The organism is Asticcacaulis aquaticus, assembly GCF_028550415.1.
GTDB lineage: Bacteria > Pseudomonadota > Alphaproteobacteria > Caulobacterales > Caulobacteraceae > Asticcacaulis > Asticcacaulis aquaticus.
In genome coordinates this window covers 129266-149560 of record NZ_JAQQKX010000002.1, presented here as the reverse complement: position 1 = coordinate 149560, position 20295 = coordinate 129266, and the positions used below count along the sequence as shown (strand labels likewise).

At 61.7% G+C, this 20295-nt stretch carries 20 protein-coding genes; 12 read left to right on the top strand and 8 right to left on the bottom strand.

Annotated elements, in window-relative coordinates; translation table 11 throughout:
* The first annotated feature begins 151 nt into the window (after window positions 1-151).
* Entirely contained in the window at window positions 152-838 is a 687-nt protein-coding gene (locus PQU92_RS03800) for a hypothetical protein (protein WP_272746875.1), read from the top strand.
* Here PQU92_RS03800 and thiE read toward each other — a convergent pair.
* From thiE to PQU92_RS03785, 3 genes are all read right to left on the bottom strand, one after another.
* Complete coding sequence (gene thiE / locus PQU92_RS03795; RefSeq protein ID WP_272746874.1) at window positions 825-1448, bottom strand: thiamine phosphate synthase; 624 nt, start codon at window positions 1446-1448, stop codon at window positions 825-827. The genes PQU92_RS03800 and thiE overlap by 14 nt on opposite strands.
* Window positions 1449-1489: 41 nt before the next feature.
* Window positions 1490-2008, bottom strand: a complete 519-nt coding sequence (gene rcdA, locus PQU92_RS03790; RefSeq protein ID WP_272746873.1) for a protease adaptor protein RcdA — start codon at window positions 2006-2008, stop codon at window positions 1490-1492.
* Window positions 2009-2144: 136 nt separating this feature from the next.
* Entirely contained in the window at window positions 2145-2366 is a 222-nt protein-coding gene (locus tag PQU92_RS03785; protein WP_272746872.1) for a DUF1192 domain-containing protein, read from the bottom strand.
* Window positions 2367-2475: 109 nt separating this feature from the next.
* On the opposite strand from PQU92_RS03785, the gene PQU92_RS03780 reads away from it, so the two are divergent.
* From PQU92_RS03780 to PQU92_RS03765, 4 genes are all read left to right on the top strand, one after another.
* On the top strand, window positions 2476-3462 hold the full coding sequence (locus PQU92_RS03780; RefSeq protein WP_272746871.1) for an NAD(P)H-quinone oxidoreductase: 987 nt from the start codon (window positions 2476-2478) through the stop codon (window positions 3460-3462).
* Between the two features lie 63 nt (window positions 3463-3525).
* Window positions 3526-4095, top strand: coding sequence for a hypothetical protein (locus PQU92_RS03775; RefSeq protein ID WP_272746870.1), 570 nt, complete (start codon window positions 3526-3528; stop codon window positions 4093-4095).
* A gap of 106 nt (window positions 4096-4201) precedes the next feature.
* Window positions 4202-4720: a hypothetical protein gene (locus tag PQU92_RS03770; protein ID WP_272746869.1), complete on the top strand. Its 519-nt coding sequence runs from the start codon at window positions 4202-4204 to the stop codon at window positions 4718-4720.
* 143 nt (window positions 4721-4863) lie between these two features.
* Entirely contained in the window at window positions 4864-5565 is a 702-nt protein-coding gene (locus PQU92_RS03765; protein ID WP_272746868.1) for a DUF1013 domain-containing protein, read from the top strand.
* A gap of 63 nt (window positions 5566-5628) precedes the next feature.
* On the opposite strand, the gene PQU92_RS03760 is transcribed toward PQU92_RS03765, so the two are convergent.
* Window positions 5629-5829 (bottom strand): DUF465 domain-containing protein, encoded by a 201-nt coding sequence (locus PQU92_RS03760; protein WP_023462083.1) that lies wholly within the window; start codon window positions 5827-5829, stop codon window positions 5629-5631.
* Window positions 5830-6002: 173 nt separating this feature from the next.
* Here PQU92_RS03760 and PQU92_RS03755 point away from each other — a divergent pair, with 173 nt between their 5' ends.
* The 3 genes from PQU92_RS03755 (at window position 6003) to PQU92_RS03745 (ending at window position 7593) form a co-directional block, all read left to right on the top strand.
* A complete protein-coding gene (locus tag PQU92_RS03755; RefSeq protein ID WP_272746867.1) occupies window positions 6003-6587 on the top strand; it encodes a UbiX family flavin prenyltransferase in 585 nt (194 codons plus the stop codon).
* Window positions 6580-7080, top strand: coding sequence for a TIGR02444 family protein (locus PQU92_RS03750; RefSeq protein ID WP_272746866.1), 501 nt, complete (start codon window positions 6580-6582; stop codon window positions 7078-7080). Before PQU92_RS03755 ends, PQU92_RS03750 begins: the two co-directional genes overlap by 8 nt.
* An 84-nt stretch (window positions 7081-7164) precedes the next feature.
* A complete protein-coding gene (locus tag PQU92_RS03745; protein WP_272746865.1) occupies window positions 7165-7593 on the top strand; it encodes a YdcH family protein in 429 nt (142 codons plus the stop codon).
* 38 nt (window positions 7594-7631) lie between these two features.
* Here the strand turns inward: PQU92_RS03745 and PQU92_RS03740 are convergent, their stop codons facing one another.
* Window positions 7632-8510, bottom strand: a complete 879-nt coding sequence (locus PQU92_RS03740) for a hypothetical protein (RefSeq protein WP_272746864.1) — start codon at window positions 8508-8510, stop codon at window positions 7632-7634.
* A gap of 239 nt (window positions 8511-8749) precedes the next feature.
* Between PQU92_RS03740 and PQU92_RS03735 the strand changes: the two genes are divergently transcribed.
* From PQU92_RS03735 to PQU92_RS03725, 3 genes are read left to right on the top strand one after another with little or no spacing between them, the layout of a single operon-like run.
* Window positions 8750-9157: an acyl-CoA thioesterase gene (locus tag PQU92_RS03735; RefSeq protein WP_272746863.1), complete on the top strand. Its 408-nt coding sequence runs from the start codon at window positions 8750-8752 to the stop codon at window positions 9155-9157.
* Entirely contained in the window at window positions 9154-9990 is an 837-nt protein-coding gene (locus PQU92_RS03730) for a protein phosphatase 2C domain-containing protein (protein WP_272746862.1), read from the top strand. The genes PQU92_RS03735 and PQU92_RS03730 overlap by 4 nt, the downstream gene beginning before the upstream one ends.
* On the top strand, window positions 9990-10343 hold the full coding sequence (locus PQU92_RS03725) for a hypothetical protein (protein WP_272746861.1): 354 nt from the start codon (window positions 9990-9992) through the stop codon (window positions 10341-10343). The genes PQU92_RS03730 and PQU92_RS03725 overlap by 1 nt, the downstream gene beginning before the upstream one ends.
* Here PQU92_RS03725 and PQU92_RS03720 read toward each other — a convergent pair.
* From PQU92_RS03720 to PQU92_RS03710, 3 genes are all read right to left on the bottom strand, one after another.
* Window positions 10340-12577, bottom strand: a complete 2238-nt coding sequence (locus tag PQU92_RS03720) for a bifunctional diguanylate cyclase/phosphodiesterase (RefSeq protein WP_272746860.1) — start codon at window positions 12575-12577, stop codon at window positions 10340-10342. The two genes, PQU92_RS03725 and PQU92_RS03720, sit on opposite strands and share 4 nt — an antisense overlap.
* Before the next feature lie 101 nt (window positions 12578-12678).
* On the bottom strand, window positions 12679-16944 hold the full coding sequence (locus PQU92_RS03715; protein WP_272746859.1) for a translocation/assembly module TamB domain-containing protein: 4266 nt from the start codon (window positions 16942-16944) through the stop codon (window positions 12679-12681).
* On the bottom strand, window positions 16944-19172 hold the full coding sequence (locus PQU92_RS03710; protein ID WP_272747069.1) for an autotransporter assembly complex protein TamA: 2229 nt from the start codon (window positions 19170-19172) through the stop codon (window positions 16944-16946). The genes PQU92_RS03715 and PQU92_RS03710 overlap by 1 nt, the downstream gene beginning before the upstream one ends.
* A 186-nt stretch (window positions 19173-19358) precedes the next feature.
* Between PQU92_RS03710 and PQU92_RS03705 the strand changes: the two genes are divergently transcribed.
* A complete protein-coding gene (locus tag PQU92_RS03705; protein ID WP_272746858.1) occupies window positions 19359-20234 on the top strand; it encodes a rhamnogalacturonan acetylesterase in 876 nt (291 codons plus the stop codon).
* The last annotated feature ends 61 nt before the right edge of the window (window positions 20235-20295 follow it).

Genomic DNA, 20295 nt, shown 5'->3' with positions numbered 1-20295 from the left:
AAGAGTAGGGGCCATGCAGACCCGGAATAGCTTGCGCGCGTTACTACCCGTAACGGCGTCCAAAGGCAAGGCCTCGCAAAGGCGGCCAAAGGGCGATGGACTTTTTATTTCACGCGCCGCATCGTGCGCGCCAAATCGAAGGGAGCGTCTTATGTTCAGAACTATCACCATGAGCGGACTGGCCCTGCTGGCGCTCACCGCCTGCTCGAAAAAGGATGAGACGCCACCGGGGGCCGGTGATGGGACCTCAGTCGAAGCCGTGGCCGAAAAGGGCGTGCAGGCCCTGTCGTGTGGCGTACCGGTGACTAAGGACATGACCGCCGAGGCGATCCTTAAAGCCTTTCCCGGCAATGCGAAAAAGGAAGCTGTCCCGGGACCGGAGGGTTCGACCGAAAATGCCGTCGTCATCTACCCCAATGATCCGGCGCGTAAGGTGATCGTCACCTTCTGGGACGAGGCACAGACGAAGGTCGCCGATGTCAGTATCGGCGATGAGGCCGTGCAATGGTACGGCCCCGGCAATATCCGCGTCGGTTCACCCTTGAAGGATGTCGAAGCCGCCAATGGCGGGCCCCTGACGGTCTATGGCTTCGAGTGGGACTATGGCGGCTATGCGTCAGATTTTCAGGGCGGGAAGTTGAATACCCTCGACGGCGGTTGCGTGCTGAGTCTGCGGTTTTCGCCGCCCAAGGGGCATAACGAGGCCCTGACCAGCGATATCGTTGGTGATCAGCAAATACCCTCGACCAACGCCAATCTTCAGGCGCTTCAGCCGGTGGTGTCGCGTCTGTCGGTCGGCTGGCCGTCCCCGGAGGCGGCGACCGCTAACCCGCAATAGCGGCGAGTAAGGTTGCTACGCCTGCGCCGTCGCCGTCGGGGTGGTTCCAGACCGCGCCTGATACGGCAATGAAGTCGGCGCCGGCGGCGGCGACCTGAGCCGCATTGTCGGCTGTGATGCCGCCGATGGCGACGCAGGGCACTTCCATGGTTTCCTGCCAGATGGTCAGGGTGTCCAGTTCGGCCATATGCTCGACGGTCTTGGTCGAGGTCGGGAAAAACGCGCCGAAGGCCACGTAATCCGCGCCGGATTCGGCGGCTTCCATGGCCAGATGCCGGCTGTTGTGGCAGGTGACGCCGATCATGGCCTCAGTGCCCAGCATCTTGCGGGCGTCCCTGTACGAGGTGTCCGACTGACCGATATGGACGCCGTCGAGCCTCAGTTCCTTCGCCAGATTGACGTGGTCGTTCATCAGCACCGCCGTGCCGTGGCGATGGGCGATCGGCGTGATCAGCTTCGTCAGGGCGCGGATTTCGTCGAGCGACACGTCCTTGAGGCGGATTTGCAGCGCCGCGACCGGGCCCGCCGACAGGGCGTCGTCCAGCGTCTTCGCGAAGGCGGCGTGGTCGGCGATTTGTGGCGGGGTGATGAGATAGAGCTGACAGGTCATGCCGACGGAATGCCTGAAACCGTGCGTGAGAGCAAGCCCGCTTACAGCGACACGCCGAATGCGTTTTGCAGGCGCGCCATCTGGTCCAGCACCGGATTGGCCATCGGCAGGTCGGCCTCGGCTTCGACGAACATGCGCTTGTCCATATGCGAAATACGGTCGTACAGGCGGTTCGAACGGTCGAGCAGGGTCAGCAGGCCTTCCGGCAGGATGGTGAGTTGTTCGTTGATCTCGACCGCATTGGCGGGTGACAGGCGGTATTTGTCGTCGCAGGCATCGGCGGCTTCCATGTCGCCTTCGCGGACGGCGCGCTGAACCAGCAGCCACGAGGCGATCTGCATCAGGCGCGTCGTCAGGCGCATGGATTCGCCGGCATATAGAAGGGCGTCTTCGCGGCTGAGGATACGCGAGTCGCGGCGGCCGTCGCCATCGAGATAGGCGGCGGTTTCCTCGACCAGGGCCATGCCTTCGCGGAAGGTGCGGTCGAACAGGTCCGAACGGGCAAAATCGCGGACAATATCAACGCGTTGGGCAAACGGTGCGACGCCAGCATCAGACATGGGAACGTATCTTTCTTCAAACTCGAAACAGAGGCCCTATTTCGGCCCACTTATATGCAGGTCACGTCTGCAACCGGCGTGCCATTCGCACCCTAAGCCTCACATTTTGTGTGCCACGGGTGTGGATAAAAAAGTCTTAATTCCCTTTGAAGGAGAACAGGGCATCGGCGGCGCTGCGACCGCTTTGCTTGCGTTCTACCATAGCCTTTGCACGGACGATTTCGCCCTCCAGCGCCGCGATCCTGTCTTTCAGATCCGTCACGGCATAGTCGCTCAGGTCTTCGTGCACCAAGGCGAACAGGGCGGAGGCCTGTCCGGCGCCGGTTTTGAACGCGGGTACGGTTTCGTCTTCAGACATCGCCACCTCCGGACAACCAAAAGGGGGCATTGTGCGCGGTTCGCAAATGCCCTTAAGCTGGCGTCATAAAACCCCTAAGGCGCGAGAAAAGCAAGGAAAACGAATCACCATGAAAGCCGTAGCTGTGCGTGACGGCGGGAAAACCGCCGCCGATTTGTGCATAATCGAGGTAGCACGTCCCGAAACGGGGCGGGGGCATGTGTTAATTCGGGTCACCCATGCGGGAGTCAATCGCCCGGACATTTTGCAGCGGCGCGGGCTCTATCCGCCGCCGCCGGGCGCGTCACCGATCATGGGCCTCGAAGTCGCGGGGGTGATCGAACAGATCGTGCCCGACCCCCAGTGGGGCGACGACATTGGATGGAAAGTCGGCGACCAGGTCTGCGCTCTGGTCAATGGCGGCGGCTATGCGGCGTATGTCAGTGTCGATATCCGTCACCTTCTGCCCGTGCCGAAAGGCCTGTCGCTGGCCGAAGCCGCCAGCCTGCCGGAGGTCTCGCTGACCGTCTATGCCAACCTGATCGAGCATGGTGGGCTGAAAGCCGGAGAGGCGGTGCTGGTCCATGGGGCCAATTCGGGCATCGGCTCGATGACCGTCATGCTGGGCAAGGCAGTTGGGGCCAGGGTCATCGCCACGGTGCGCGGGGCAGAACGGATCGACTGGGTCAGGGCGCTGGGGGCCGATGTCGTCATCGACACGGCAGCGGGTGATTTCATCGACACGGTGAAGGCGGAGGGCGGGGCCGATGTCATACTTGATATCGTGGCGGGGGACTATGTGGCGAAAAACATCCTGTGTCTGAAACCCAGGGGACGGCTGGTGCAGGTCGGCATGGCGCGCGGCAACACGGCGGAAATCGATGTGACGCGCATCATGCAGAAACAGGCCATCCTGACCGGTTCGATGCTCAGGCCGCGGTCACCGGAGGAAAAGGCGCGCCTGACCGCCGAAGTTCGGGCGAAGGTGTGGCCACTGATCGAGGCGGGCGCGATCCGGCCCGTAGTGGCGAAGGTGTTCCCCTTTGCCGAAGTCGGGGCTGCGCATGCGTTTCTCGATTCTGGCGCACACAGCGGCAAGGTCGTGCTGGAACTTTAGAATTGAACATTGTTCATCTTTACGGTAGGTAGCTCCCGGGGACGATAATTCGAGGGACTATCCATGCGCATGTTCAAAACGGCGGCTGCGGTGATCGCGGTCTTGAGCCTTGCCGCCCCGGTTCAGGCCGGCGGCCTCAACCCGTTTTCGTCCAGTCAGGAGACGGTCGCCTATGCCGTCGAGCAGAGTTGCCTGACCTGGTTGCGTTACGGCGGCAATCTGAAAGACTACTCCAGACGCAATGGCCGCACCGTTACTCAGAGGGACGTATCCGGTGACAGCGATGACAAGGCGGAAAAGCTTTATGGCGGCGGGCATGTCACCGTGAAAAGTGACGGGCGTGGCGGTTGCTACATCCGCGGCACGCTGGGTAACGGTGCGGACATGCGGGACGCCGTGCTGGAAACCCTGAGCCATATGGGCCTCGAACCCGTGCCGTTTGCCGATTACGGTCCGGCGACGCGCGACCGCGACTGGAGCTATGTTCAGGAAAGTTATTGCGTTCGCGATGGGGATGCCGTGCGGATGATCCTGATTTCCAGCTCGGCCAATCGCAGCCGAACGCCGCTTCAGGTATCGATCTGGACCGATCGTGAAGGAGAGGCGGCGAAGAAAGGGCTCTGTGTGGCGTAAAAACACGGTTATCGGTTTCTGATTTTTTATTCGCTATTCCCTTGCGACTCCTTATGTCCGACCTCTGACAATTGGCTCAAAGGCTGATTTCAGAAGGGTTCGGGTCATGTGGAAACACTTTGCGGTAAGACTGTGCACCGGCGGTATCGCGCTTGCGGCGCTGGCATCGGGCGCTCAGGCGCAGCCCGATGCCGACCTGACCGGAGCCATGAACCATGCGCTTGAACAGGGCTGCCTGAAAGGTCTGGGCAAGGGTGCGATCAAGGCCGAGGCCGAAATGACCGATTCGCGTCCACCGCATGGTGATATCGGCCTGAGCGTGACCACCTCTAACGGCGGCTGTACGATCAGCGCCGCCAAGGGGGATGGCGCGCAGTTGCGGGGGGCGCTGCTGCAAAGCCTTGAGGTGCGAGGCTACAGGCTGAGCCCGTTCGGCGTCTATCATCCCTATACGTCGGGTGAATGGACGCGGGTACAGGAAACCTATTGCTTCCGGTCGCGCGGGGCGGTCTATCTGGCCACCCTTTCGTCGTCCACGACCCAGGATCGCCCCTTCGAGGTCTCGATCATGCGCGACAGCAAGGGGATAGCGTCGGCCAAGGGCCTGTGTCAGGCCAAAGCCTGATCGTGTAAAATAGGGTTTCCTTCGCGCACAAATCGTTTTATATCAAACTCAGGAACATCCACGCCCGGTCGCAAAGGCCGGGCGTAGCTATTTGTGGTCCGTGGAATTGTTGTTCCGCGCGCCGATTTTGAAAGACGGTATCCATGTCCGACATTCTTATGCCGAAAGCGACCGCCGTGTGGCTGGTCGACAATACGAGCCTTTCGTTCGAGCAGATCGCCGCCTTCTGCGGCCTGCACCTTCTGGAAGTGAAGGGCATTGCCGATGGCGAAGTGGCGCGCGACATCCGCGGCTCCGATCCGATCGCCAACGGTCAGTTGACCCGCGAAGAGCTGGACAAGGCCGAAAAGACCCCGGCCTATCGTATGCAGGCTCTCAAGAGCCGCCACGCCGAACTGCTCAAGCCGCAGAAGAAGGCCCCGCGCTATACCCCGGTCTCGCGTCGTCAGGACCGTCCGGACGCCATCAACTGGTTCGTCAAGAACCACCCGGAAGTTACCGACGCGCAGATCTCCAAGCTGCTCGGCACGACCAAGACCACCATCGAGCAGGTGCGTAACCGTACGCACTGGAACTCGGCCAATCTGCGCGCCGTCGATCCGGTGACCCTGGGCCTGATCTCGCAGATCGAACTCGATGCCGCCGTGCGCAAGGCCGCCGATGTCAAGCGCAAGCAGGCCGAAAAGCTGGGCATCCCGCTTGACGATCCGTCGCTGAAGCCCGCCGCCCCGGTCGTTCCGGCCTATGAGGACGAAGATCCTTACGCCCGCAAGGCCGACCTGACGGTCGAGGACGTGTTCGGCACCTCGACCAAATCGGCTCCGGAAGACGACGACGAATATTAAGTGAATAAAAAACGCCGGAGGCTAACCTCCGGCGTTTTTTTTAGAATGGTGCATCACCCCCCATCACTGGAGAGTCTCAAGCACCCGTTCCTGTCGCATATCTGCGCGAATCTTGTCGATTTCGTCCTTAAGCTTGAGCTTCTTACGCTTGAGTTCCTTGAGATAGAGGGCATCCGCCGACGGCGAACGCGATTCCTTGGCGATGGTGTCTTTCAGGACCTGATGACGATGATCAAGTTCACGCACTCTCGCTTCGATGCTCATAGGCAGTCTCCTTTACATTGGGTAAGAGGTCCAGCCCAGACCCGTGTCTGAACCCCCTCAGCAAACACCCAAAAGGCTGGACGCGGTAATCACAATCCATTACATCCGTTCACGGAATTGCGAGATTCAAATCAAATAAAAGCTTAATTTTATGGGTTTCTTACGGAGTAACCATGAGCGCCTCCCAGAGTAATCAGAGGCTTATCGTCGCGATCTCTGGCGCGTCGGGGGCGATCTACGGTATCACCGCACTCCGTATGCTGAGGGCTCTCAAGGTCGAGAGCCATCTGGTCATCTCAAAGGCCGCCGCCCTGTCCCTGTCGGCGGAAACCGACCTGTCGGTCGCCGAGGTCAATGCCCTGGCCGATCACGTACACAAGGTCGGCGACATTGGGGCAACCATCGCGTCGGGCTCTTACAAAACGCTGGGGATGCTGATCGCGCCGTGCTCGGTCAAGACGATGGGCGAAATCGCCACGGGTGTTACCTCGACCCTGATCAGCCGCGCCGCTGATGTCGTGCTCAAGGAGCGTCGCCGGCTGGTGCTGATGGTGCGCGAAAGCCCGCTGCATCTGGGCCATATCCGCGCGATGGCGGCGGTGACCGAAATGGGGGCCATTGTCGCTCCGCCCATGCCGGCCTTTTATACGCGCCCGCAAAGCCTTCAGGACATGGTCGATCAGACCGTGGCGCGCTCGCTCGACCTGTTCGGGCTTGATGCGCCCATGACGCGTTGGAATGGTTTAGCGGGTGAGTAACTTCTGGAATTGGGCGGTGAAAGCCTATGCAGCAGAAAGCGTCGCCGGGCTGTGCCTCGATTTACAGGACATGCATGGCCAGAATGTACCGCTGCTGCTGTTCTCGCAGTGGGCGGCCTCGGTCGGGGTAGCGCTGGACGAGGAGACGGCTGAGGCGGCTGCCGATATCTCGCGCGCCTGGGCCCACCACGTGGTCGGCCCCTTGCGCGCCATCCGCCGTCAGATCAAGGGCCCGATCGGCGACATCGAACCGGACGCCAAACACCGCGTGCGGGAACAGGTCAAATCCGCCGAGCTTCTGGGCGAGCGCGAGCAGATGGCGGCCTTGTCGGCCCTGATTTCGCCCACAGGTCAGGCACTGGCTTTTCAACAGGCGAAGGACAACCTTGTTCGCGTGGCCAGGGCGTGGGCGCCGGTGGTGCCGCGAAATCCGCTTCATGCCTTGAGCGACGCCCTTTCGGAGCGCGGTTTTTTAAGCTATACTCCTGAATGAAAAGACTCTGATCGGGTGTGGAAATTAACCGTGTCAGGGGCTTTGTGATCAACAGACCGTCCAGAATGACCGGAGCTGAGCCCTATGCACGATGACAACAACATCCGCGCGCTTTTCCGTCCCGATTCGCTGCAACTGGTGAAAAACACGCCGGCCGACGCCAATGGTGACCTTGAGCGGCGGGTCGGTCATCGCGAAGAGCTGGACAAGGTGACGCTAGAACTGGTCTCCGACGAGACCGTGGATACGCAGCCGGACGATCTGGAACCCTCCTATCGCGAACTGGACAATCCTGTCTCCGCCCTGCCGATCAATGGCGAGACGGTGGCGCTCCGGGCGCAGGCGGCGATCCTGAAGCAGGAGCATAAGGATCTCGACGATTCGATTCAGGCGCTGGAAACCATGCCGATGCCGGATCAGATTCTGATTGCGCGCCTGAAGCGCAAGAAGCTGGCGCTTCGGGATCAGATCAGTACGCTGGAAGATCGCATCCGCCCGGATATCATTGCTTAAAAACATCCTCCCCCGCTACGCAGGGGAGGATGTTTTCTTTAATCCTGATCGCGCTGGCGGCCACCGATGGCACCGCCGACCGCGGCGATAAACGCCCCGATGAGCAGCGACAGGAAGGCATATAGCGTGACCTTGGCCCACATCTTGCGCGCGTCGTCAGCGGTTTTGAGCGCCATGTCGCGAGCCGTCTTCGCCTGAGACAGGGTGGTGTCGACACGGGCGGCGGCTTCGGTCTGAGTCAGGCCCGTGCGCGCGGCGACCAGCGAAGCCAGATACGCCTTGTCGGCGGACGACACGTCACCGGTTTCCAGACTGTAGCTGAGGATACGGCCGGTTTCCGCCGTCACGTCGGGCAGGGTCTGACCCGTAGGGGCCCCCGCGACCTGAGCATTGGGGTTCAGGCGATAAAGCTGATCGACATAGTAGGCCGTGGCGGGATCGGAGTCTTTGGCCGCGCTGGCCGCTACGGTTGCCGTGGCCTGAACGCCCGTGCCGATGACGGCCCCCGCGACGCCGGCCAGAACGGCCGCCGTAAACAGGGTCGCCACGCACCACGCCAGAAAGCCCTGCGCCGTGTCGCGGAAGAAGACCTCGTCCTTATCGACGCCGACATAGGTTTTGCGCAGGCGACCGGCGAGATAACCGCCGAGCGCCGAAGACAGCCACTGCATGACGATCAGCCAGATGGCGATGCCCGCCGTCAGTTTGAACGCTGTGTCGTGGATCGGCTGCCACGGGGAAATGGACGACAGGCCGAGTCCCTGCCCCAGCATCAGCAGGATTAACGAGATGGCTGTGGCGGCGACGGCCCCGGCGATGATCGCTGGCCAGCACGCCCCTGAGCCGGGGGTGTAATCGATATATTCATAGTCGTCATCGGTTGCGACGACTTCGGTCGTTGGGGTTGCAGTAGGCATGACGCGTCCTCAGTTTCAGGATTTAACGGAAAAGAAGCGCCAGCAGGATGATGACCGGAATCGGCACGCCCAGCAGCCAGAGAAGAATCGCACGGCCCATGACCGTCCTCCTGTTTTATGAAGTTGTAACCTGAGGATAAGGTTAGGATTTTCGCGATCTTGATGCGCTGCCGGTGTTCGGCGTAATTTGTAATTTCCCTGTAAGCGAAATGAGGTAGAAGAGCCGTTGGAGGCCCTTCATGCATAACCGCTTCGACGGCACGACCTTTGTGACCACATTGAAAGTCCGCGACTCCGAATGCGACGCGCAGGGCGTGGTCAATAACGCCAATTACCTCGTCTATATGGAATATGCCCGGCATGAATTCCTTGAGGCGCAGGGGGTGACCTTTGCCGATCTGGTGCGCGATCAGGTTTACCTGATGGTGGCGCATTTGGAGATCGATTTCGTGAACTCGCTGAGCGGCGGGCAGGTCTTCGATGTCGAAAGCACGGTCAGCCGCAAGGGCGCGAAGGCTATCTTCGATCAGCGCATTGTGCGGGTGTCGGATAAGGCGGTGTGTATCCGGGCGCGCGTAGAGGTGATTGCCAAGATCAATGGGAAGCTGACGCGCGGCGAATTCTTTGACCGGTTTATGCCCAAATGAAGGTCATCGCGCAGGGATCGGATCGCGGCAGCCCGCAAAACGAAGACATGATCGGGCATTCGGCGGATGCCGTGTGGCTGCTCGACGGGGCGACATCGCTGGGGCCATCGCGATTCGACGTCAGCGAGGCACGATGGCTGGTCGAAAAGGTGTCGGCGGCGTTGGAGACGGCCAGCGGTACCATTGAAGATCGTCTACGTTCGGTCATCGCGGCGGTGCGGGCCGAATATGAAACCTTCGGGCCAGTCGCTGCGGAAGCCTATGCCATGCCGTCGGCGGGACTGTGTTGGGTGCGGCAGGATGGCGACAGGCTGGAGATTGCTACACTGGGCGACGTCAAGGCGTGGCTGATCGCACCGGACGGTGTGCGGCGCGTTTTGGGCGGCGGCGTGCTGGAAGCGTTGGATGCGCAGTCGCTGGAGGTCTTGCAGCACGTTCAGGCCGAGCGGGGCCCTATGGACCTCAAGACGGCGCGGGTGTGGCTCGATCCGGTTTTACGAGACAAGCGCGCTCTGATGAATACCGAAGCGGGCTATTGGGTCTTGAGCCTTGATCCGGCCTGCCTGAAAGGGCTGGAGATCACCCGCATATCCGTGGCCGAGGTGACGCATATCCTCATGGCGACGGATGGGTTTTACGATCTGTGGAAGACCTATGGCGTGCCGTTCGATGAGGTCTTCTCTGATCTGCTGGTTGGCGAAGGCGCGGTGCTGACCGAGCGTCTGCGCGCCATCGAACGCGCCGATCCGGATGGCGTGACCTATCCGCGTTTCAAGACTCACGACGACGCCAGCTTTGTGCTGATCGATCTGGACTCGGGAGCGAATCCTTAATGTCAGATTTTATACCCCTGGAATCTTATGTGCTTGGTTCGGTCAGCAATTTTCCTGAAATTTTTTCGTGGGTTTCGGGGGCTGTAGTCCACGCACGGGAAAATACAGGCGTTGGCTTTTATACGACACTTACACCTTTACCGTTGTCTCGGCCTGCGCCTGAATCCAGAAGTTTCTACCTACCTGATCTGGAAGTCCAAGTCGGTACGCAGTTGGTATTAATGGGTTTTATTCTATGGTTTGAAGACGATCAAACCTTGTGCCTCGAAGCCTATCAATATGGCGATCCGCCTGATGACGCGGTCGATCTAACTACATGCAATCTGGCTGACCTAAGCCCGATCCTTGCTTAAGCAATCCGCACGATCTTTGTGTCGAATTCCGGCAGTGGATCGATCAGGTGCGGCATGGGCTTGCCGATGAGATAACCCTGAACCGCGTCGCATTTCAACGCCTTGAGTCGGTCGAACTGCGTCTGGGTTTCGACACCCTCGGCGATGACCGGGATACCGATGGCGTGACCCAGACCGATGACGGCACGAACAATGGCTTCAGCGTGCAGGCCGGTCTTCGAGCGGGTTTCGTCGAGCCCCTGAGTGAAGCTGCGGTCGATCTTGATGGCATCGAAGGGGAAGGTTTGCAGATAGGACAGCGACGAATAACCGGTGCCGAAATCGTCCATCGAAATCCGTACACCAAGGTCCTTCAGGCCGTGCAGGACGTGCAGGGCGCGCTCGGGATTGTCGATCAGCACGCCTTCGGTGACTTCGAGTTCCAGCCGTGCGGGATCAAGCCCGGTACGGTCAAGTGTCGCCTTCACGAAGGCGGTCAGGTCGCCTTCGAAAATCTGGGCGGGCGAGAGGTTGACGGCTATGGTCAGATCATCTGCCCACGCGCGGGCGGCATCGCAGGCGCGGTTCAAAATCCATTCGCCCAGTTCGGCGATCATCCCGGCCTCTTCGGCGATGGGGATGAATTCAGCGGGGGGGATGGCACCGAACGACGGATGCTTCCAGCGCGCCAGAGCTTCATAACCGATGATGCGGCTGTCATTGAGACAGAATTGCGGCTGATAGACCAGGGACAGGCCTTCACCGTCCGCAGCGAGCGCGTCGCGCAGGTCGCTTTCCAGCCGGCGGCGATAGAGCAGGGCCTGCGCCATGGTGGCGTCGAAGGCGCGCCAGCGGTTACGGCCTTCGGTCTTGGCGCGGTAGAGTGCCATGTCGGCATGGCGGATCAGGTGATCGAAGGACGGTGCTTCGTCGGGAAACAGGGCGAAACCGGCGCTGGCGCTGGTTTGCGGGCCGTGGTGATCGAACTGCGCCGACAGGGTCTCGCGGATGCCATCGATCAGTTGCGTGGCGCGTAACTCGGCCTGCGCGCGATCGGTGATCCCGACCTGCAGGAAGACGAACTCGTCGCCACCCAGACGCGCGGTGACGTCGCCGGGGGCGGCGTGGGTTCGCAGGGTTCGCGCGACCGTCTTAAGCACCTCGTCGCCAACGGGATGGCCCAGGGTGTCGTTGACCTCCTTGAAGCGGTCGAGGTCGATGATGTGCAGGGCCAGTTGCGTCTTCTGCCGCGTGGCGCGCGTCGCTTCCTCGGCCAGGCGGGCCTGAAAGAAGGCGCGGTTGGGCAGGCCGGTCAGGGCGTCGTGGTGCGCGAGAAACTGGATGCGATCCTGAAAGGCGCACTTCTCAAACGCCAGCGAGCACAGGCGCGAGCAGATATCGACCATGCTCTGGGTGAAGGTGTTGAGCACCAGCGGCTTGGGCGCATAGAAGGCGAAGGTGCCCACCACCGTGCCCGACTTGTCCTTGATGGGCGTGGACCAGCAGGCGCGGAAACCCAATGGCGCGACGGCCTTGCGGTATTCTGACCACAAAGGATCAGTCGGGATATCGTTGACCAGCACCGGCTCGCCGCGGAACGCCGCCGTGCCGCACGACCCCTGATCCGGACCGACGGGGACGCCGTTGATGGCGTTGTTGTACCAGTCGGGTAGGTTCGGCCCGGCCAGCGGCACCAGACGGTCGTCGACGATGCGCAGGACCGACATGGTCACGCCGTGCAAAAGGGTTTCGACCTCATGACAGATCAGGTTCAGCGTATCGACCAGCGGGCGGTCTTCTAGCAGGGCCTCCAGCACCTTGCGCTGAAGCGTGTCGTGCAGCTTGGCGTAGGTGATGTCGGTGACGGTGGCGATCAGGCGCTGGCGTTTGTGCGCGTCGCGCACCGCCGTGGCGTTGAGTTCCACCCACATGGGGTGGCCGTCCTTGTTGTGGATCAGGACTTCGCCCGAATATTGCCTCTTGAGGCGTACACGCGACAGGATGTCCTGAATATGACCGCACGACGCCGAATGGCGGGCGCACAAGTCGGGTATCGCCCGTCCGGTCACGTCATCGGGCTGATAGCCAGTCAATTCGCTGAAACGGGGGTTGAGATAGAGAAAGCGGCCGCCGGCGTCGGTAATGATGACCGCCGTGTCGATCTCCTCGATGGCCACGCCCTTGAGCAGGGCCATTTCCTCCGGTCCCGATGGGATAGGTAAGGGCATGGGCAGGGCAGCGGGAAATGCAGACATAGGGGTACGCTTTACACAACTGATATTCAATCGCCTCAATCTATAGGGGAAGGGTGAATATTTGGGTAAGCCCTATGGTTAACAACCCTTTTTTGCTCGCCTTAGTAGTCCCTTGAATATCTGAGGTTGACACTGGTGCCGCTGGTCGTTCCGGTTTGGGTCAGGATCGACAGGGTGCGCGACAGGGCGATCTCGATCTGGGTCGCCGTGAAGCCCTTGGTGTCGGTGACGATCTCGACATAGATGTCGTTGGTCAGGTACTGCCCCGCCGCCAGCGCCGTGCCGCGTCCGGCGGTCGCATCGGCCCCCAGAACGCGCAGGCGGTCGATCCCGGTCACCGAACGCAGCTTGCCCAGCGGGTTGAGACCGTTGCCGCCGCCCTGGAGCGCCTGAAGCGATCCGGCCAGTTGCAGCGCCTGAGTGGCCGACAGGTTGGCGACGTTTTCCCCGAACAGGATGCGCGACAGGACTTCGTCCTGCGGCAGGGACGGCGAGGAGCCAAAGGCGATCTGCGGGTTCTGCGCGCGACCGGTCACATTGATCGTGCCGGTGATGTCCTCGACGACGGTCGAGGCGGTCAGCTCGATTTCCGGATTGGTCAGGCTGCCGCCGTCGAAGAGAATCTGGCCCTTGTCGATGTCGAATTCGCGGCCCGAGAAGGCGTAGGTGCCGCGCAACGCGTTAAGGCGACCGAGCACGCGCGGATTTTGCGTGGAGCCGGTCACGGCAAGGTTCAGGCTCCATTCGGACTCAAGGCCCATGCCGGTGACGAATATCTGGTTCTGCGCTGCGACCTTGATGTCGAGGTTCCACAGGGACGGTGCGGCATTGCCGGATTGCCGCGGCTTGAGCTCGACGCCCTTGATGCGGACACCCTCAAGCTCGTTGACCTTGGAGGCCCCCTGAAACACCACGGCGTAGCGCAGTTCGGGCAGGCGCAGGTCGCCCCTGATCCACGGGCCGCTCTGGGCGTCGTTGGTGACGTCGATGGTGCCGGAAACGGTCGAGGACACCGCGTCCGACGCCGCCAGACGGGCATTGTCGAGTTTGGCATTAAGCTTCATCGGAAACTTGTCGTCCGCCGACAGACCGACGAAGCCGGTCGCCGACACCGTACCGGACCCCGCGCGACCGTCGAATTTCTGCAACTCCAGCCGGTCGTTGGAGAAACGGCCTTCCAGCGCGATATCGCGGATGCGGGTGCCGAAGGTCAGGTGCTCGTAGGTCAGGCCGGTGCCCTTGACCAGACCATTGAGGCGCGGCGAGCCGAGGCTGCCCGACACGTCGGCGGCCAGGGCCACATTGCCGGTCATCTGCTGATCGGCAAGACCGGCCAGCGAGAACAGGGCGCTGGAGGGGCCGTTATAGCGCAGGCCGCCGCGCACCGTGCCGTTCATCAGTTGCGTGGTCCAGGACCCGCCACCTTGCGGATCGAGGCGGAAGTCGTAGCGCCCGATAACCAGACCCTGTTGACGGATCACCCCGCGCGCCGAGGTGTTGTTCGACCCCAGCGTGCCTTCCATCTGGATGTCGATCGGGGTCGAGACGCGGGCGATGGTCGAACGCGTGATATTGTCGAACTCAAGCTGCATCTTCGCTTCGGGGAAGGCGTCTCCCCGCTGGGTGTAGTCCAGGCCGCCCGAGACTGCGCCGTTGATGCCGAGGTCCGGATTGATGATGTTGAGGATCGAGAGGTCGAAGCGCGTGAACTGCGCCTGCGCCCGGATGACCTTGCCGAAGCGCCCGGCCAGATTGACCTTACCCTGCGCGGTCAAAAGCACGGCGGGGGCCAGCACCCAGTCCTCGCCTTGTTTGATGACACGAGCGGGGGCTTCGAGCGCGAAGGGCACGGCACCGCTGCGGCCACTGAGCGCCAAGATAATATTGTCCGGCGCGACCTCGGCATTGGCGGCGAGGTTGAACGAGGTGCCGGCGTCGCCATTGGCGATCATCTGCACCGTGCCGCGCATCCCGGTCAGGTTGACCTTCGCGCGGGCTTTTTGGACCCAGTTGCCGCCGTAGCGCAGGTCGGCGATCTGGATGTCGCCCTGAATGGTGGGCTGGTCTTCCAGCTTGGCCGTAGCCTCGATGATGGCTCGCCCGATGCGGACATCGGCGACGCCGGGGACGACGAAATTATTGGCGCGGGCGGAAATCTGAGCGCCTTGGGTCGCGCCGAAGCCTTGCAGCCGCGCCGTGCCGTTGATCCCTTGACCGGTGAGCGAGATCGTGCCGGTGAACGGACCGGCGTCGGATTGCACGACCGTGCCCTTGGCGGTGATGCCGGCGGCCTGAGCCGTGTTGATATCGATGGTCAGGGGCCCGTCGCCCTTGCGCACGACCACATCGCCCAGCAGCGGGCCGTATTTCGAGCCGCCTTCGGCCTTGATGACGTAACCCGCTTCGGTCGTGGACAGGCGCGCCACGACGTTTTGCAGGTCGAGGCCCAGGCCCGGGCTGGCGGCGCGCAGGGTGGCCGTGGGGGCCTTGATGGTGCCGCCGACATCGGCGGCGAGGGGGCCGTATTTTTTGGACTCGGCGGTTAGCTTGAAATTCAGCGTACCATTTTTGGCGTAGCGCCCGCTGGCCGAGGTGACGCGGAAATCGGGTCCTGTGACGTTCAGGCGTTGCAGGACGATGTCGCCGCTGCCGGTGGTGTTCATGCCACCGGAGAACTTGAAATTGCCCCCCATAAAGTCGCGCAGCCCACCATTGTCGAGGCGTACGCTTTCGCCATCGACCTTGCCGACGATGCCGAAACCGCCGACGTTTAGTTGCTTGAGGTCGGCGTCGATGGTCAGGTTGAAGATGCCGAGGCCGGGGACAAGATACTGATTGACCTTGCCTTTCAGCGCGCCTTCGTAGCGGCCTTCGCTGGGCTGGGCCAGAATGATCGCGGTACCGTTGATCTTGTCCGAGCGGATTTTCAGATTGTCCGACAGGATCATGCCGTCCGACCACGCCAGATCGCCATTGATCGTAATATTGCTGACCAGCGACTCCGCCGCGGCATCGAGGCCGGTGATGTGTTTCGCCGACGCCTTGACCGGGATCAGGATGTGATCGCCGTCGAGGCGCGAACGACCCTCGGCCTTGAGCTGATGCACGACCACGTCGTTGAAGCCGATGGTTTTGGCATTGAGCTTGTAATCGATCAGCGGGCGCTTGAACGGTCCGTCGAGCAAGACATCCGCCGACACGTCGTTGCCGGTCAGGCCCTTGGCCACTGAGGCGGGCTTATACAGGTCGGCGCGTAAGCTCAGTTCGCCGAATTCGCCCTTGGCCAGATCGATGCGGCCTTTCGCGCCCAATGACAGGGCATCGGAGGCGAGGGCGAGCGTGCCGTCGGCGACGCGGTCCTTGAAGGTGGTCGAGAGGTCGATGCTGACGGCCGGCGCGAACAGGTCGGCGGTGGACGGGATCAGGGCCTGAGGCCGCGCGGTGCCTTTGATACCGAACAGACCGTCACGCGCGGTGAGGGTCAGGTCTGTCAGTTGGGCTTCGCCGGTGGTGCCGACCAATTTGCCGGTCCAGTTCTTCCAGTCGCCCTGGCCGCTCAGGGTGGCGTTCAATGGCGCATCGAGCCCGATCAGGCCGACAATCGCCCCCTTTTGCGGTGCATTGACCATGCCCGACAGGCTGAGTTTATTGGCGTCGGGCTGGGCGTCGAGTTTCAGCTCGGCGCGGTCGTCCTTATCGCCATTGAGGCGCGCATCGATGGTGGCGCGACCCTTGAGCATATGCGCCGTGCCGGTGAGCGTCAGGGTCTGGGCCTGACCGGTGACCGGTTCGGCCAAATAGATCGATTTGAAATCGACTTTTTCGGCGTTGATCCTGATGTCGGGTAGCTTGAACGGTTCGGACGGGCCGGTGGGGGCTGTCGGCTTGAACGCGGGCATGCGCAGCATCTCGACGCGCGGCGACGACAGTTCGCGCACATCGACGTGCTTGTTGAGGAGAGCGAAGGGCTTCCAGTTCAGGCGCACCGCCGGGCTTTTGAGGAAGACGCCCTGCGGGTCGGCGACGGTCAGGTCGTGTATCGTCATGTCGCCATAGATCGAGCCTTCGATACGACCAATGCCGATTTTCAGCCCGTTATCGGGCTTCAATCCGACGATCTGAGACACGATAAAGCGCTTGCCGGGATCGCTGTCCAGTCCCGCGACGGTCAGACCGGCCAGCACGACAAGGCCGCCCAATACGCCACCGGTCCACAACAGGGCTTTTTTGACGGGAAACAGCTTCTTTTCCGGGGTCTTACGTTCCGGCGGCGGTAAATCCTCCGTTTCGGTTTGCGCATGGTCCTGCGGCACAATCTCCGGCGTTTCAACGGGCGTATCTGAGGTTTTTTTCGGCGGTTTGCTCATCAGAAGGCCTGCCCGATACCGACATAGAGGGAGACGGGCGATTCACCGTCGCGGCGGCTGATCGGGGTGGCGATGTCGATGCGCACCGGGCCGAAATTGGTGTAGTAGCGCGCGCCGATACCCACGCCGAAACGGATATTGGTGAATTCCGGGAATTCCTTGTCGTAGACCTGCCCGGCGTCGATAAACGGCACGACGCCGAAATTGCCGAAGCGGTAGCGCGCCTCGACGGCCATTTCGACGACGCTGCGACCACCGAACGGGTTGTTATTGGCGTCACGCGGGCCCAGTTCCTGATAGCCGAAGCCGCGCACCGACCCGCCACCGCCGGCATAGAGTCTGCGCGAGGGGGCGATGACGCCGGTATCCGCGCCGTAGATCGAGCCGACGCGTCCGCGCGCGGCGACGACCCACTTGGTCGAGACCTGCCGATACCACGATACGTCGCCGATATTGGAGACGAAATAGCCGCCCTGGCCGTTGAGCGTCACGGTCGGCGTCGATTGCACCCCCGCGCGCCAGCCTTTTGCCGGGTTGAGCAGATTGTCGGTGCGGTCGTAATTCAGCTTGAGCGGCAGGGAGGCATAGAAATAGTCGTCCTGCACATCGACGCCGCGCGTCTTGGAAAAACCGGTTTCGCGGGTGGCCAGAAGCTCGGCCCCGTAGGACCAGGTCCACAGCTTTTGCCACAGCGGTGTCGAGACGCGCGAGACGCTGGTCGACAGGGAGACGGTCTGGGCTTCGTAGGAATCGTAAGCCTGATGGTTGAAGGAGGCGCCGTACTGGAAGGTGCGGTCGCGGCGTTTGGCGTTCGAGCGGCGGAAGGTGCCGCTCAGGCCCTGCTCCTGCGTGCCGACGATGATACTGGCGATCAGCGCGCCTTCGGGCGGACGGAAATTGCGGTGCGTCCAGTTGATTTCGGCGCGTGCCCCCTGACCGGTGGAGAAGCCGAGATCGCCGGCGATGGTCCGCGGCCGCCCGGCGTTCTGCGTTACCTTGAGATCGACCACCGCCGTGCCGTCGGCGTTCTTGCGATCGGTGAGGACCGGTTCGACGCCGACCGAGGTAAACAGGCCGGTGGCGGTCATGGCCTGACGCAGGTCGTCGACCTCACGACTGTCGTACAGGTCGCCCGTCTCGAAGCGCGACAGAATCTGGACGTGGTCGGGGCCGAAGGCCTGACGCCCGCCGCTGGTGTCGTTGACGATGGCGCCAAAGCGGGCGCGCGGTCCGGTCTTGACGGGCAAGGTATAGTCGCCGGTTCGCGTCTGCGGATCGATCAGAATGTCGCGCAGCCCCAGTTCAGCGAAGGGATAGCCTTCCTGAGGCAGAATCAGCGCCACATTCGCCTCGGCCGACTTGATAAGGTCGGCGGCGATGACGTCGCCGGGGCTGAGCGGCAGGGCGTTGCGCACCAGATCGGGCGGCTCGGTCGGATCGGCGACGACCTTGACCGAGGACAGCTTGTAGGCCTCACCGGCATTGGCGTTGACCAGCACCGACAGGCGGCGTTGCGGCGTATTGGCGTCATTTTTCGGCGCGGTATTTTCAGATTGAGGCCCGAGGGGTTGACTGGAGGCCATGTCGGCATTTTCGACGCGGGCTATGACCACGGCGTCGTAATAGCCTTCGGATTTCAGTAGCTTGAGCGCGGTTTGCTCGTCTTCGGTCAGGCGCGCACGCAACATGGCGGCGTTGTCGGCCTTGCCCTTGCCGCTGGCGAGCGCACTGAGATCCTTGAAGCGGCCCTCAAGACCCAGAGCCGCCAGACCGTCGACGTGCAATTCGTAGGCGATGGGCGGCGGGACTTCGGAATCGTTGTTGGCGATGGCCTCGCCGACGGGGGCGGCATCGGGGTTGAAACTTTCCAGCGGCGCCAGATCGGTCTTCAGTTCCGGATCGGTCAGGGGCGGGAAATCGGGCAATTCGAGGACTTCGAGACCGCCGACCTGCGCCGACAATGGAGGCGTTGGGGGTGGCGTTTCCTTTTCAGCTTCCGTTTTTTCAGCCGTGGTTTTGTCAGGCAGTTTTTCTCCGGCTTTCGCCTGATCCGTTTCGGGTTTCGGGACGGGTTTCGGCGCGGTCAGGGACGGCAGCGCCTTTTCGAAATCCTCATCGGTGATGATCGGGGTTTCATCGACGGGAGGAGCATCCTGAACCGGTTGCGGCACGGTTTGCGCCGCCGCTTCGCCGGTCAGCCACGTCAAGGCCAGAAAGGCTGGAAACACCAGGCGCAAGGTCGAAAATCCTGTCAAAAAATACCGCAAACCCCCGCCGCGACGTCAGGCGGCGAAACAATGGCTCTATAAGAACGGCTCGCAAATAAAAAAGCACTAATATTTACCGCTTATCGCCGGATTGTGGCGGAGACCGGCGTTTCACTCTCAAAACCAATAAATATTTGAGGGAAACCCATGTCATCTTTCGTTCGCCGCCGCCTGCTGCAATTGACCGCAGCCACCACCGTCATCGCCTCGTCATCTTGGGCCGAGGTGAAGGACAAGCCCGCCTTGTTTCTGATCGGCGACTCCACCGTCCGCAACGGGCGTGAGGACAATGGCGCGACCGGCGGGCAATTCGGCTGGGGGCGCATGATGAAGTACTATTTCGACACGTCGCGCCTGCATGTCGTCAATGACGCCATGGGCGGCACCTCGTCGCGCAGTTTCCAGACCTCGCCGGATCTGTGGGCGAAAGTCGTGCCGATGATCCGGCCCGGCGACTACGTCATGATGGCTTTCGGGCATAATGACAGCAAGGGCTCGCTGAAAGGCAATGGCGATGAGACGGGACCGCTGACCGACAAGGCGGGCAAGGTGATCGAGGGGGTCCACAGCTACGGCTGGTATATGCGCGAATATATCCGGCAGGTGCGTGCGAAGGGGGCGGTGCCGATCGTCGTATCGCTGATCCCGCGCAACCGCTGGACCGGCGACAAGGTCAACCGCAACGATACGGATTATGCCTTGTGGGCGCAGCAGGCCGCCGAACAGGAAAAGGCGCTGTTCATTCCGCTTAATGGCATGATTGCAGACAGGTATGACGTCATCGGGCAGGCAAAGGTAACGGCGGACTTCTTTCCCCCGAAAGAAGACGTCCACCCGAACTGGGCCGGTGCGGCGTTCAATGCGGCCTTGGTCATCGACGGTTTGACGCGTTTGAACACGCCGTTGAAAAAGTACCTCATCCGATCGCCTAAGGTGCCGGCGACGCCCGATATCGTACCGCCCGCCGTCGGTGAGCCGGGACCGTCGGGGATGCGGCCTTCGGAGCGCGCGCCCGTATATTAACATTTTTTAATCTTCTCAGGGCGGGCACAGACTCGACAGGATTCCGAAACAGGCGTCTAAA

Coding starts and splice junctions, on each gene's coding strand:
- PQU92_RS03800 (WP_272746875.1), top strand. CDS start 152: ATGTTCAGAACTATCACCATGAGCGGACTGGCCCTGCTGGCGCTCACC.
- thiE (WP_272746874.1), bottom strand. CDS start 1,448: ATGACCTGTCAGCTCTATCTCATCACCCCGCCACAAATCGCCGACCAC.
- rcdA (WP_272746873.1), bottom strand. CDS start 2,008: ATGTCTGATGCTGGCGTCGCACCGTTTGCCCAACGCGTTGATATTGTC.
- PQU92_RS03785 (WP_272746872.1), bottom strand. CDS start 2,366: ATGTCTGAAGACGAAACCGTACCCGCGTTCAAAACCGGCGCCGGACAG.
- PQU92_RS03780 (WP_272746871.1), top strand. CDS start 2,476: ATGAAAGCCGTAGCTGTGCGTGACGGCGGGAAAACCGCCGCCGATTTG.
- PQU92_RS03775 (WP_272746870.1), top strand. CDS start 3,526: ATGCGCATGTTCAAAACGGCGGCTGCGGTGATCGCGGTCTTGAGCCTT.
- PQU92_RS03770 (WP_272746869.1), top strand. CDS start 4,202: ATGTGGAAACACTTTGCGGTAAGACTGTGCACCGGCGGTATCGCGCTT.
- PQU92_RS03765 (WP_272746868.1), top strand. CDS start 4,864: ATGTCCGACATTCTTATGCCGAAAGCGACCGCCGTGTGGCTGGTCGAC.
- PQU92_RS03760 (WP_023462083.1), bottom strand. CDS start 5,829: ATGAGCATCGAAGCGAGAGTGCGTGAACTTGATCATCGTCATCAGGTC.
- PQU92_RS03755 (WP_272746867.1), top strand. CDS start 6,003: ATGAGCGCCTCCCAGAGTAATCAGAGGCTTATCGTCGCGATCTCTGGC.
- PQU92_RS03745 (WP_272746865.1), top strand. CDS start 7,165: ATGCACGATGACAACAACATCCGCGCGCTTTTCCGTCCCGATTCGCTG.
- PQU92_RS03740 (WP_272746864.1), bottom strand. CDS start 8,510: ATGCCTACTGCAACCCCAACGACCGAAGTCGTCGCAACCGATGACGAC.
- PQU92_RS03735 (WP_272746863.1), top strand. CDS start 8,750: ATGCATAACCGCTTCGACGGCACGACCTTTGTGACCACATTGAAAGTC.
- PQU92_RS03730 (WP_272746862.1), top strand. CDS start 9,154: ATGAAGGTCATCGCGCAGGGATCGGATCGCGGCAGCCCGCAAAACGAA.
- PQU92_RS03725 (WP_272746861.1), top strand. CDS start 9,990: ATGTCAGATTTTATACCCCTGGAATCTTATGTGCTTGGTTCGGTCAGC.
- PQU92_RS03720 (WP_272746860.1), bottom strand. CDS start 12,577: ATGTCTGCATTTCCCGCTGCCCTGCCCATGCCCTTACCTATCCCATCG.
- PQU92_RS03715 (WP_272746859.1), bottom strand. CDS start 16,944: ATGAGCAAACCGCCGAAAAAAACCTCAGATACGCCCGTTGAAACGCCG.
- PQU92_RS03705 (WP_272746858.1), top strand. CDS start 19,359: ATGTCATCTTTCGTTCGCCGCCGCCTGCTGCAATTGACCGCAGCCACC.